Origin of the sequence: Streptomyces colwelliae (assembly GCF_048158785.1) — a bacterium.
Lineage (GTDB): Bacteria > Actinomycetota > Actinomycetes > Streptomycetales > Streptomycetaceae > Streptomyces.
Map to the genome: position 1 here is coordinate 1 of NZ_JBLTJC010000326.1, position 11,771 is coordinate 11,771.

The 11,771-nt window shown below is 69.0% G+C and carries 10 protein-coding genes and 1 pseudogene; 9 read left to right on the forward strand and 2 right to left on the reverse strand.

What is annotated here, in order from left to right; genetic code table 11:
* The 9 genes from ACNFOC_RS41680 to ACNFOC_RS41720 all read left to right on the forward strand — a co-directional run.
* Positions 1-471, forward strand: a 471-nt coding sequence (locus ACNFOC_RS41680; RefSeq protein WP_416964224.1) for a MarR family winged helix-turn-helix transcriptional regulator, incomplete at its 5' end; no start/stop codon positions are given.
* Positions 472-740: 269 nt separating this feature from the next.
* Positions 741-1,661, forward strand: coding sequence for an SDR family oxidoreductase (locus ACNFOC_RS41685; protein ID WP_416964225.1), 921 nt, complete (start codon positions 741-743; stop codon positions 1,659-1,661).
* Between the two features lie 86 nt (positions 1,662-1,747).
* Complete coding sequence (locus tag ACNFOC_RS41690) at positions 1,748-2,131, forward strand: MmcQ/YjbR family DNA-binding protein (protein ID WP_416964226.1); 384 nt, start codon at positions 1,748-1,750, stop codon at positions 2,129-2,131.
* A gap of 424 nt (positions 2,132-2,555) precedes the next feature.
* Positions 2,556-3,596: a LacI family DNA-binding transcriptional regulator gene (locus tag ACNFOC_RS41695; protein WP_416964227.1), complete on the forward strand. Its 1,041-nt coding sequence runs from the start codon at positions 2,556-2,558 to the stop codon at positions 3,594-3,596.
* Positions 3,597-3,753: 157 nt separating this feature from the next.
* The gene (locus ACNFOC_RS41700; protein WP_416964228.1) at positions 3,754-5,142 is read left to right on the forward strand and encodes an ABC transporter substrate-binding protein; all 1,389 of its coding nucleotides are present in this window, start codon (positions 3,754-3,756) and stop codon (positions 5,140-5,142) included.
* 2 nt (positions 5,143-5,144) lie between these two features.
* A complete protein-coding gene (locus ACNFOC_RS41705; protein WP_416964229.1) occupies positions 5,145-6,059 on the forward strand; it encodes a carbohydrate ABC transporter permease in 915 nt (304 codons plus the stop codon).
* The gene (locus ACNFOC_RS41710) at positions 6,056-6,991 is read left to right on the forward strand and encodes a carbohydrate ABC transporter permease (RefSeq protein WP_416964230.1); all 936 of its coding nucleotides are present in this window, start codon (positions 6,056-6,058) and stop codon (positions 6,989-6,991) included. The genes ACNFOC_RS41705 and ACNFOC_RS41710 overlap by 4 nt, the downstream gene beginning before the upstream one ends.
* Before the next feature lie 50 nt (positions 6,992-7,041).
* Positions 7,042-9,198, forward strand: coding sequence for a beta-galactosidase (locus ACNFOC_RS41715; protein ID WP_416964231.1), 2,157 nt, complete (start codon positions 7,042-7,044; stop codon positions 9,196-9,198).
* A gap of 56 nt (positions 9,199-9,254) precedes the next feature.
* Positions 9,255-11,009, forward strand: a complete 1,755-nt coding sequence (locus ACNFOC_RS41720) for an RICIN domain-containing protein (protein WP_416964233.1) — start codon at positions 9,255-9,257, stop codon at positions 11,007-11,009.
* A gap of 77 nt (positions 11,010-11,086) precedes the next feature.
* Here the strand turns inward: ACNFOC_RS41720 and ACNFOC_RS41725 are convergent, their stop codons facing one another.
* Both ACNFOC_RS41725 and ACNFOC_RS41730 read right to left on the reverse strand, forming a co-directional pair.
* Complete coding sequence (locus tag ACNFOC_RS41725) at positions 11,087-11,488, reverse strand: ester cyclase (protein WP_416964232.1); 402 nt, start codon at positions 11,486-11,488, stop codon at positions 11,087-11,089.
* Positions 11,489-11,645: 157 nt separating this feature from the next.
* Positions 11,646-11,771, reverse strand: a pseudogene (locus ACNFOC_RS41730) (oxidase); the annotation flags it as partial.

Genomic DNA, 11,771 nt, shown 5'->3' on the forward strand with positions numbered 1-11,771 from the left:
CCCGAACCCCGCATCCCCACCACGGCCGACGCAGGACCGATGAGCTACGCGATCTTCCAACTCGCCCGCTCCCACCGCGCGTACGCCGCCGCCCTGCTGCGCGAGATGGACCTGCATCCCGGACAGGAACTGGTGCTGATGCACCTCTTCGACCGGGACGGCCAGTCCCAGTCCGAACTGCTCGAATGCCTCGGCGTGGACCACTCCACCATCTCCAAGGCGCTACGCCGCATGCAGGACGCCGGCCTGGTCGTCCGCGAGCCGGCCGCACATGACCGGCGCGTCATGGTGGTCCACCTCACCGACAAGGGCAAGGCTATGCGCGAGCCCATCACGGCCCTGTGGCAGGCCCTGGAGGAGACCACCGCCCGGAATCTATCGGAGCGGCAGGCGGAGTCCTTCGTCGAGACCGCCTACGCCATCACCGAGGCGATCAGCAACCGCGCGCTGCCCGAGGAAGAGTCCACCTGACTCCCCGGTGTGCGCCCCATGCCCGCGTACGCCACACCACACATGAAAAACGGGCACGCGGACCGAGGCGCACACCGTCCCGCATGCGGCGCGACCACCTCCAGCCAGGCCCTGTCACCCACCCCGTACCGGCTGTCCCGGACGCGGCACGTGGCGGCGAGGCGCGCTACGGATGCGCCACCACGGCCCGCCTCTCCGGGCCCCGCCCGGCGCGCGGGCGCCTGTGCCCGCAGCCACCTCCCACCAGCCTGATGGAAAGTGAGACTCCCATGCCTGCCACCGACTCAACCGCCCTCCCGGTCCTCGTCGTCGGGGCGACCGGCTCCCTGGGGAGCAAGGTCGTCGACGAACTGCTCAAGCGCGGCAAGAACGTCCGCGCCCTGGTCCGGCCGACCACCGACGCCGGCAGACTCGAAAGCCGGGGCGTGGAGATCGCGCGCGGCGACATGCTCGACGTCGACTCGCTCGTCGCCGCCATGAACGGCGCCGACGCCGTCATCACCACCGCCGCCGGCTACACCCGCGGCGGCAAGAACGCCAACGACATCGACACCATCGGCAACGCCAACCTCGCCGAGGCCGCCCACCGCACCGGCATCCGGCGGTTCGTCCTGACCAGCATCCTCACCAGCGACCAGACCCCGGATGTCCCGCACTTCTGGCACAAGAAGCTCGCCGAGGACAAGCTCGAACAGCTCGGCGTCCCCTTCGTCGCCCTGCGCCCGGGGGCCTTCCTCGACCAGGTCGCGACCATGGCGGGCAACCCGCTCGACAAGGGCCGTCTGATCTGGATGTCCAAGGCCACCGTCCCGCTGACCTTCGTCCGCACCTCCGATCTCGCGGCGTACCTGGCGGCCGCCGTCGACGCCCAGGCCGCCGACGATGAGCGCATCGACATCGGCTGGGACCGCCCGGTCAGCATGCGCGAGGTGGCCGACCTGATGGGCCACCGGGCCGGAAGGAAGATCAAGGTGTGGGCGGTCCCCTCCGTCGTCGTCCGCGCCGCAGGAGCCGTCGTCGGCCGCTTCAACCCGGTGGTCAAGGACATGGCCGCGATGTTCGGCTGGTTCGACACCGGACGCTACGTAGCCGACCCCAGCCGCCAGGAGCAGCTGTTCGGCCCCGTCCCCACGGCCGAGGACGTCCTCGCCCGGTTCACCGACGAGCTGCGCACCGCACAGCACCGGTGACAGGTCCGCGTCCCGCCCCTCGCCGCTCGGCCGCCTGACCAGAACGCCTCGGGCCTGTCCCCTTGGATCCGAGAACGGAGACACTCATGAACGGATCGACCCTCCAGACGTTCGCCGCCGAGTGCGCGGAGGAACTTCCCGCAGCCCGGCTGGAGCATCCCTTCGGCCCGGACTGGGAGGTCTTCAAGGTACGCGGCAAGGTGTTCATGCTGATGACCGAGGTTCCCGGGCGCCCCGTCGTGATCCTCAAGGCGGACCCCGACGAGGCCCAGGCTCTCCGCGAACACAACAGCCACATCACCCCCGGCTACCACATGAACAAGAAACACTGGATCACGCTGGAGGACGGGACACGCGTCGACAACGAGCTCGTCAGGGAACTCGTCACCGACTCCTACCTGCTCGTCGTCTCCCACTTGCCCAAAGCCGAGCAGCCCGTCGACCCGCACACCTACGGCACCAGCACTTGAGCGGGCCGGTGAGCGCGGGCCGGTGACCGCCTCCAGGGCACCGCCCGCAAGGCCTGCTGCCTCCACCGGCTGGACGGTCGCCGCATCAACCTCAGATGGCCGGCCAGTCCGCTGCCCTGGGCCCTCAGGAATCCGCGAACCTGTCGGTTTCCACCCGGGGCAACATCGAGGGGGACTCTCAACGCCGCTGTGTAGTACGGGACTTCAGGCGCCGAACTCCCGGGAGAGCGCGGGCCTTCGTCCTGTCCGCCGCGCTCGGACGGGACAGGCCCCGCGCCCTGCCTGGTCCTCCCGTATTTCGCGGATGTTGCGCGAAGTCTTGACGCGCCCCGCCCTGTTGCGTAGATATGACTGCGCGGTCATGACAGCGCAGTCATAGACCGGAGTCGGGCTAGGATGCGGCTGCCGGAGATCGGGAGACACCATGACACCAGTGGCAGGACGTGGCGCGGGTGCCGCGCCGCGCAGCGTGGACGTGGCACGCCTCGCGGGTGTGTCGCAGAAGACGGTGTCCCGGGTCATGAACGACGAGCCGTACGTCTCCGAAGACGTACGCCGTCGTGTCCTCGCGGCGGCCGGGGAACTCGGTTACCGCTCCAACAACGCCGCCCGCGCACTCGCCTCCGGACGCACCCGGTCCATCGGCGTCGTGACGCTCGGCACCGCCCTGTACGGCCCCGCCTCGCTGCTCATGGGCGTCGAACGGGCCGTACGGGACACCGGCTACGCGCTCCGTGTCGTCAACACGATGGAGGGCGAGTCGGCGGGCATCGCCGGAGCCGTCGACTCGCTCCTGGACCAGGGCGTGGACGGCATCGTCATCTCCGAGCCGATCGACGAGGAGGGCGGCGCGGAGTTGTCCGCGCGGGTCGACGTGCCGGTCCTCGTCCTGGGCGCACCCCCGCCCTTCGCCGCCCCGCATGTCGTGACGGGCGGGATCGTCTCCGGCCAGATGGCGCGGGCGGCCACCGAACACCTGCTGGAACTGGGCCACACCACGGTCCACCATCTGGCGGGGCCCCAGCGCTGGTACTCGGCGCGGGACCGGCTCGACGGCTGGCGTGCCGCGCTCGCGGCGCAGGGGCGGGCGGAGCCCCCGGTCGTCGAGGGTGACTGGTCGGCCGCGTCCGGCTATGCGGCCGGGCGTGAACTTGGCGCCGATTCCTCCGTTACCGCGGTGTTCGCCGCCAATGACGACATGGCGATCGGGCTGATCCGTGCGTTGACGGAGGCCGGTCGGCGTGTTCCGGAGGATGTCAGTGTGGTCGGGTTCGATGACACGCCGGTCGCCGCGTATGTGACTCCGCCGTTGACGACCGTGCGGCAGCCGTTTGATGCGATGGCGCAAGGCGGTCTGAAGTTGCTGGTGCATGCCATTGAGAACCCTGGGTCGGATCCGTTGCCGATGGTCGACCCGCCGGTTGAGCTTGTTGTTCGGGCATCGACAGCGGTGCCCCTCCGTTAGTTGCCCTGCTGTGCCTGCGGTTTTTTGTCCGCGGGCCGGTGGGGGCTGGTCGCGCAGTTCCCCGCGCCCCTAAAAAGGGGCGCTTCTCTCACCGGAGTTCCCTCAGCACGCCGTCGCCGGTGTGCCGGTCCCTCATACCCTCTCCCGGGAGTTCATCATGTCCGGACCCTTCTTCAACTCGCCCTCCTCCCTGAGCCGTCGGGGCTTTCTCGCCGCCACCGGTGCGGTGTCGCTGGCCGCCACGCTGTCCGCCTGTGGCGGGGGCAGTGGCGGTACGAGCGGCTCGTCGGGCAAGCCGGTCGGGCAGGCCGACATCGACAAGGCGATGAAGACGCCGACCCAACTGACGTTCTGGACCTGGGTTCCGAACATCGACAAGGAGGTCGCGCTCTTCGAGAAGAAGTACCCGGCCGTCAAGGTCAAGGTCGTCAACGCCGGTCAGGGCACGCCTCAGTACACCAAGCTGCGCACCGCGCTCAAGGCGAACAGCGGTGCCCCGGACATGGTGCAGATCGAGTTCCAGGCGATCCCGACGTTCACCATCACCGACAGCCTGCTGGATCTCCGCCCCTACGGTGTTTCCGCGCTCAAGTCGACGTTCGTGGACTGGACTTGGGGCCAGGTCAGTGGCAGCGGCGGGGAGATATGGGCGATCCCGCAGGACACCGGCCCGATGGGCATGCTGTACCGCAAGGACATCTTCGACCAGCACGGCATCGAAGTCCCCGCCACCTGGGACGAGTTCGCGGCCGCCGCCCGCAAGCTGCACAAGGCCGACCCGGATGTCTACCTCACCAACCTCGCCGCCAACCAAGTCGCCGCCTGGCACGGCTTGTTGTGGCAGGCGGGCGCCAAGCCGTACGTCACCTCCGGCAAGAGCGACATCACCGTCAGCGTCGACGACGCGGTCTCCAAGAAGCTCGGCGAGTACTGGGGCACTCTCGCCAAGGACGGCGTGATCGGCGTGGAGCCGGACTTCACCGACGCCTGGTACGCGGCCCTCAACAAGGGCAAGTACGCGACCTGGCTGACCGGCGCCTGGGGGCCGGCCTTCCTCTCCGGCTCGGCGAAGGCCACCTCCGGCAAGTGGCGCGCGGCCCCGCTTCCGCAATGGGACGCCGCGAAGCCCAGCTCGGGCAACTGGGGCGGCTCCACCACCGCGGTCATCCGCTCCACCAAGAACCCCATCCAGGCAGCGGTGTTCGCCCAGTTCCTCAACAGCGACCCCACCAGCGCCAAGATGTTCGCCACCGAACAGTTCTTCTTCCCGGCGACCAAGACCCTGCTCTCCGAGCCGAGTTTCCTCGCCGACGCCCCCGCCTTCTACGGCGGCCAGAAGGTCAACCAGGTCTTCGCCGACATCAGCGCCCAGGTCGATCCCGCCTTCCAGTGGCCGCCGTTCCTCGACCGGGTGGCAACCGACTGGACCGAGACCGTCGGCAAGTCCCTCGCCGACAAGACCGACACCGTCCGCGCGCTCGGCTCCTGGCAGTCACGCATCACGGCCTTCGCCAAGAGCCAGGGCTTCACGGTCAAGGGAGGCTGACGATGGCCACGACCACCACGGCGGCGGCCCGCACCAAGTCCCCACCACGCAGGCGGCACGGCAGGGCAGGCGTTCTGTTCATCGCCCCGTTCATGGTGCTGTTCCTGCTCCTCTTTCTCGCCCCGCTCGGCTACGCCGCCTACCTGAGCCTCTTCCAGGAACGGCTGATCGGCGGCTCGACATTCGTCGGCCTCGACAACTACGTGACGGCCCTCAAGGACCCCCAACTCCTCCAGGGCATAGGCCGAGTCGCCCTGTTCTTCGTCATCCAGGTCCCCGTGATGCTGCTCCTGGCCCTGTGCTTCGCACTCGCCCTGGACAGCGGTCTGCTCCGCCTCGCCCGGGTGATCCGCCTCGGCATCTTCGTCCCGTACGCCGTCCCCAGCGTGATCGCCACGCTCATGTGGGGCTACCTCTACGGCCCCGACTTCGGCCCCTTCGCCCAGATCAGCCACGACCTCCACCTGCCGGCCCCGCAGTTCCTCACCGACAGCTGGATGCTCGGCAGCCTCGCGAACATCGTCACCTGGGAGTTCGTCGGCTACAACATGATCATCCTGTACGCCGCCCTGCGCACCGTCCCCGCCGAGCTGTACGAGGCGGCCGCCATGGACGGCGCCGGCGCCTGGCGCATCGCCTGGTCCATCAAACTCCCCGCGCTACGACCGGCGTTGACCCTCACCCTCCTGTTCTCCGTGATCGGCAGCTTCCAGCTGTTCAACGAACCAAAACTGTTGATGAAGGTCGCCCCGGCCGTCATCGACAGCTCCTACACCGCCAACCTCTACGCCTACTCCGTCGCCTTCATCAGCCAGCAGACCAACTACGCGGCCACGGTGTCCTTCATCCTCGGGCTGGTCATCGTGATCGTGTCGTACGCCTTCCTGCTCACGGCGAACCGCAGGAGGACCGCATGACCACCGTCACGTCCACCGCCTCAACCACCGCGAAGACGCAGCGAGTTCCCGTCGAGGCCCGCACGTCGCGCCGTTCGCCGACCCGCCGCCGCAGCACCCCGCTGACCATCGCGATGCTGGCCGTCCTGGCGTACTTCCTGCTGCCCCTCTTCTGGCTGCTGGTCGCCTCGACCAAGAGCACCCAGGACCTGTTCAACACCTTCGGCCTGTGGTTCTCGCACGCCCCACAGCTGTTGTCGAACGTGAAGGCCACCTTCACCCAGGACGACGGGGTGTTCGGGCGCTGGCTGCTCAACACGGTCCTGTACGCCGGGGTGAGCGCGCTCGGGGCCGCGCTGCTCGCGGCGGCGGCCGGCTACGGCTTCGCCAAGTACCGCTTCCGTGGTCACGGCGCGGCCTTCAACCTCGTCCTCGGCGCGATCATGATCCCGACCACCGCCCTGGCGATCCCCACCTACCTGCTCTTCGCCAAGGCGGGCCTGGTGAACACCCCTTGGGCCGTCATCCTGCCGTCCCTCATCAGCCCCTTCGGCCTCTACCTCATGCGGATCTACGCCGAGGACGCCGTCCCCGACAGCCTCGTCGAGGCCGCCCGCATGGACGGCGCCGGCGAACTCCGCATCTTCTGCACCATCGCGCTGCGACTGCTGGCGCCGGGCCTGGTGACCGTCATCCTGTTCACGCTCGTCGCCACCTGGAACAACTACTTCCTGCCGCTGATCATGCTCAACGACCCGAACCTGTACCCCATCACGGTCGGGCTCTCCTCCTGGGCCGACCAGGCGCAGAACGGCGGCGCCGGAGCCAGCAGCGACATGCTCGCCCTCGTCGTGACCGGCTCGCTGATCTCGATCATCCCGCTCGTCCTGGCCTTCCTGCTGCTCCAGCGGTACTGGCAGAGCGGCCTGGCCACCGGCGGCGTCAAGCAGTAACCCCCACAGCACCATCCCCCCAACACCCCCTGCACTCCGGAGGTTTGTCCATGGCGGATCTGCCCGCCCGCGTTCTGTTCGGTGCCGCCTACTACCACGAGTACCAGCCCGCCTACGGCCCGGACGTACGGCCCGACGAGCAGCTCAAGACCGACCTCGACCTCATGGCCCAAGCGCACTTCACCGTCATCCGGATCGGCGAGTCGGTGTGGTCGACCTGGGAACCCGAGAACGGCCACTTCCAACTCGACTGGCTGCAACCGGTGTTGGACGGCGCCCACGAGCGCGGCATCTCCGTCATCCTCGGCACCCCTACTTACGCCGTACCGCCGTGGCTGGCCCGCCAGTACCCGGAGATCACCGGCGAGCGGCGCACCGGCGAACGCATCGGCTGGGGCGCCCGGCAGGAAGTCGACTTCACCCACCCCGCGTTCCGCTTCCACGCCGAGCGGATCATCCGGAAGGTCGTCGCCCGCTACGCCGACCACCCGGCCGTGATCGGCTTCCAGGTCGACAACGAACCGGGCCTGGAGCTGTTCCACAATCACGGCGTCTTCCAGCGTTTCACCGACCATCTGCGTGAGAAGTACGGCGACGTCGAGACCCTCAACCGCGAGTGGGGCCTGGTCTATTGGTCCCACCGCCTGTCCACGTGGGCCGACCTGTGGACCCCGGACGGCAACGTACAGCCCCAGTACGACGTCGCCTGGCGGGAGTTCCAGGCCCGCCAGTGCACCGAGTTCATCGGCTGGCAGGCCGACATCGTCCGCGAGTACGCCAGCCCCGAGCACTTCGTCACGACCTGTATCTCCTACACCCGCCCGGCAGTCGAGGACGACGAACTCACCGACCGCCTCGACATCGCCACCGGCAACCCGTACTACGACATGCAGGACGCGTTGCTCCTGCCCGACCCGACCCCGGACACCCACGAGCAGAAGTGGAAGACCACCGGCGTCTGGTCGCTCTACCAGACCGCCGACTGGATGTTCTCCTCCCGCCAGGAACCGTTCCTGGTCACCGAGACCAACGCCAACTCCATCGGCATGGCGTGGGACAACAGGCCCGCCTACGACGGCCAGTGGCGCCAGGCCGCCTGGGCTCTCGTCGGCCGCGGCGCCCGCATGATCGAGTACTGGCAGTGGCAGACCCTGCGTTTCGGCGCCGAGACCTACTGGGGCGGAGTCCTTCCGCACAGCGGCCGACCGGGCCGTACGTACGCCGAACTCGCCCGGCTGGGCGAGGAGTTCGAGACTGTGGGGCCGCTCGTCGCCGGTATCGAACCGGACGCCGACATCACCGTCGTCTACTCCACGCCCAGCAAGTGGCTGATGCAGAAGCACCCGCCCCTCGCGACCCCGGACGGCGAACCGGACCCCGCCGCCTACCACCGCATCCTCGACCCCTTCTACCGCGGGGCCTTCGACGCCGGACGGCAGGTCCGCGTCGTCCACGCGCGCCAACTCCACGACCCGCGCGGCGAACGCGAAGGCATGGAGCCGGAAGAGGCCGCCCGCCGCCATGCCGTCCTCGTCGTCCCCGCCCTGTATCTCGCCGACGACACCACGCTCGACTGGTTCGCCGCCTACGCGCAGGCCGGCGGCCACCTGGTCCTCGGCCCCCGCACCGGCTACGCCGACCATGAGGCACGCGCCCGGCACGAACCGGCCCCCGCCCGTCTCACCGACGCGGCGGGAGTGTCGTACGACGAATTCAGCAACCTCGCGCAGGCCGTTCCCGTGCGACCTGTGCCCGACAGCCCGCTCGCGCTGCCGGAGACCGCGGCGGCGACGCACTGGGCGGACGGCCTGACCGTCGCCGACGCCGAGGTCCTCGCGGCGTACGAGCACCCGCACTTCGGACGTTGGCCCGCCGTGACCACCCGCCGGCACGGAGAGGGGCGGGTCACCTGTGTCGGCACCGTGCCCGGCCGTGACCTCGCCCGTGCGCTGGCCGAGTGGCTGGCGCCGGCCGCCCGCAGTGGCTGGGGGGAGCTGCCCGCGTCCGTCACGGCGACGACCGGTACCTCGCCGGACGGTCGTCGCGTGCACATCGTCCACAACTGGAGCTGGGAGCCCGCCCGTTCGGCGGTGCCGGTCGATCTCACCGACGCCCTGGACGGTACGTCCCTCGCCGCGGGCGCTGTGCTGGAGCTCGGCCCGTGGGACGTACGCGTACTCGTTTCCCCGATCGACGCGAAGGAGTAGTTGTGCGAAGAAGCAGAGCGGTGAAGGCACTGGGTACGTTCGTCGGGGCCGCGGCGATGCTGGCGGTGCCCATGGCCACTGGTGCGCAGGCGTACAACCCGACGGGCGGAATCCTCTACCAGCTCGGCAACGAGCCGTGCTTGAAGGGGCGGGGCAACTGCGCCGTCTACCCGAAGTCGGCCCAACTGCCCGGCGGGCGGCTGGTCGCGTCATTCGAGAAGTCCACCGTCGTGTCGGCCACGGGCAGTGCCGAGGGGCAGACACTCCCGGTCTACAAGAGCGACGACCACGGGACGAGCTGGCAGCCACTGTCGGAGGTCAAGGCTCCCGCGTATCTCTCCAAGGACCCCAAGTACGCGAAATACACGAGCAATTGGACCAATCCCTACCTCTACACGCTTCCCCAGACCGTCGGGAAACTGAAGCGGGGCACGCTGCTCCTGGCGAGTGTGGTGTCGGGCGACGACGCGTACTACACGGAACACAAGGCGGCCGACCCCGACTGGACGCCCTCCAACGACGGTGACCGCAGCGACCTCGCCATCGCGCTGTACTCCAGCACCGACGACGGCGCGTCCTGGAAGGTCGTCAACGTCATCGCGACCGGCGGCTGGCAGGGCGGAAGCGCGGGCGCGATCGGACAGAACGTCGCCACGGCCAACACGCACCAGCAGGTGGACCCCGTCTGGGAGCCGTACTTGATGGTCTACAAGGGCCAACTCGTCTGCTACTACTCCGACGAGAACGACTACACCGGCTTCGACACGACCACCGGTGTCCCGACACTCGACCTCGACAACGACACCGCCACGGACTCACACGGGCAGATCCTCGCCCACCGGACCTGGGACGGCCGCAGCGCCCGGTGGAGCGGACCCGTCGTCGACGTCGCCGGACTGACCCAGAGCATGGGTGGCGGCAAGACGGAGATCGGCGGCGGGCGGCCGGGCATGACGAACGTCGTGCGGACCACGGACGGCAAGTGGCTGCTCACGTACGAGTACTGGGGCGGCGGAGCCAATGTCCGGTACCTGCTCGCTGACAACCCGCTCGATTTCTACGGGAGTTCGGCGACCGGCGGTGCTGTCACCTCGCTGCCGGTCGACACCGGCTCCCGTGCGCTCGCGACGGGCGGCAGTCCGGTCGTCATCAGGCTGCCCGGGGGAGGCCTGGTCTACAACGCGGCCGGCAGCGGCAACGTCTGGGTCAACAAGAGCGGTCGTAGCGACGGCGTCTGGAAGGAGTACCAGACGACCTCGCGCGCCGGATACAGCCGTGACCTCCAGTACGTGGACTCCACCGGCCGTATCGCGATCCTCAACAACCAGGGCACCTCTACGATCGCCTACGCCGAGGTCGACCTCGGCCGGTCGGATGGCGCCTACTACCGGCTGGTGAACCGGAAGACCGGCCAGGTGATCGGCACCGGCGGGAAGACGAACGACGCGAACATCGGCAACGGGAACGTCCCCGATGTCGTCCTGGAGGCCCGTGGCTCGGCCGCGGATCCGGAGACCCAGTACTGGCACGTGGTGACCGAACCGAACGGCGGAGTCACCCTGTTGAACAAGTCGGGCGGTCGGGCGGCGGCGATCTGGACCGGCAACGCGACGGTCGGCCAGCGGATCGGACAGTGGGTCGACAACAGCGCCACCGGCAGCTGGAACCTGGTGAGGACAGGTGACGGGTTCTACCGGTTGCAGTCGGTCAAGAACACGAGCCTGTACCTGACCGGAGCGTCCGAGGGGGCGCCGCTGACCCTGCAGAACACTGTGGCGGACGGTTCGCAGGAGTGGAGGCTCGTGCGGTAGGGCGGTGTGTGGGCCGGGTCGGCCGGCCATGTGCTCGGGTATGTCGAGGTGTGGAGTGCCTGACAGCCGGCCGGGTGTCACAACGCCTTGAGCTGGGTGAGGAGTTGCAGGGTGTCGGTGTTGACCCAGTACTCCACGAACCGGCCGTCGCGCATACGGAGTGTGTCGGTGCCGGTGAACGTGACCACGGTCCCGGGCTCGGCCTCGGCGCCGGGGAAGCCGCCGGCGTAGGTGCCGGTGGCCGTCCACCGTATGGACGCGTGGCGACCGTCGATCAGCGGGGCGATCTGCTCGGTGAAGCGGAGGTCCGGGAACGCCGCGCGGGTCTGCGCGATCCACGCGACCAGGCCGTCGACACCTCTGATCGAGCTGCTGTCACCGCCGTCGAGGAGCGCGGCGTGGACCTTGAAGGCGGGGGAGATGATGCCCGGCGCCCGGTCGTAGTCGCCGTTCCAGAGCCGGAGCCAGTCGTCGAGCATCGCCTTCGGTTTCTGCGCGGCCTCGTGGTGGCTCCGGACGTCCGTGATCGTTGTCGCAGTGGTCCTGGGTGAGGAGTCGGACGCGGTGGCGGTCGTGGCCGTGCAGACCAGGACGGCGAGCGCCGCCGGGACGAGCAGCCGGGCGCGGTGACGTCGGGGCGGCGTAGGCGAAGCCCTTCAGCTGGTGGCCCTTGCGGCTCGTGGAGTGGGTCGCGAAGGACCAGCCGTCGTCGTCCGCGCCGTGCAGCATCACCATCCGTACGTCCGGGAGGCCGCCGCCCTC

Bases quoted from the DNA above. Each gene is read 5' to 3' on its own strand.
- ACNFOC_RS41685 (WP_416964225.1), top strand. From the start codon at position 741: ATGCCTGCCACCGACTCAACCGCCCTCCCGGTCCTCGTCGTCGGGGCG.
- ACNFOC_RS41690 (WP_416964226.1), top strand. From the start codon at position 1,748: ATGAACGGATCGACCCTCCAGACGTTCGCCGCCGAGTGCGCGGAGGAA.
- ACNFOC_RS41695 (WP_416964227.1), top strand. From the start codon at position 2,556: ATGACACCAGTGGCAGGACGTGGCGCGGGTGCCGCGCCGCGCAGCGTG.
- ACNFOC_RS41700 (WP_416964228.1), top strand. From the start codon at position 3,754: ATGTCCGGACCCTTCTTCAACTCGCCCTCCTCCCTGAGCCGTCGGGGC.
- ACNFOC_RS41705 (WP_416964229.1), top strand. From the start codon at position 5,145: ATGGCCACGACCACCACGGCGGCGGCCCGCACCAAGTCCCCACCACGC.
- ACNFOC_RS41710 (WP_416964230.1), top strand. From the start codon at position 6,056: ATGACCACCGTCACGTCCACCGCCTCAACCACCGCGAAGACGCAGCGA.
- ACNFOC_RS41715 (WP_416964231.1), top strand. From the start codon at position 7,042: ATGGCGGATCTGCCCGCCCGCGTTCTGTTCGGTGCCGCCTACTACCAC.
- ACNFOC_RS41720 (WP_416964233.1), top strand. From the start codon at position 9,255: ATGCTGGCGGTGCCCATGGCCACTGGTGCGCAGGCGTACAACCCGACG.
- ACNFOC_RS41725 (WP_416964232.1), bottom strand. From the start codon at position 11,488: ATGCTCGACGACTGGCTCCGGCTCTGGAACGGCGACTACGACCGGGCG.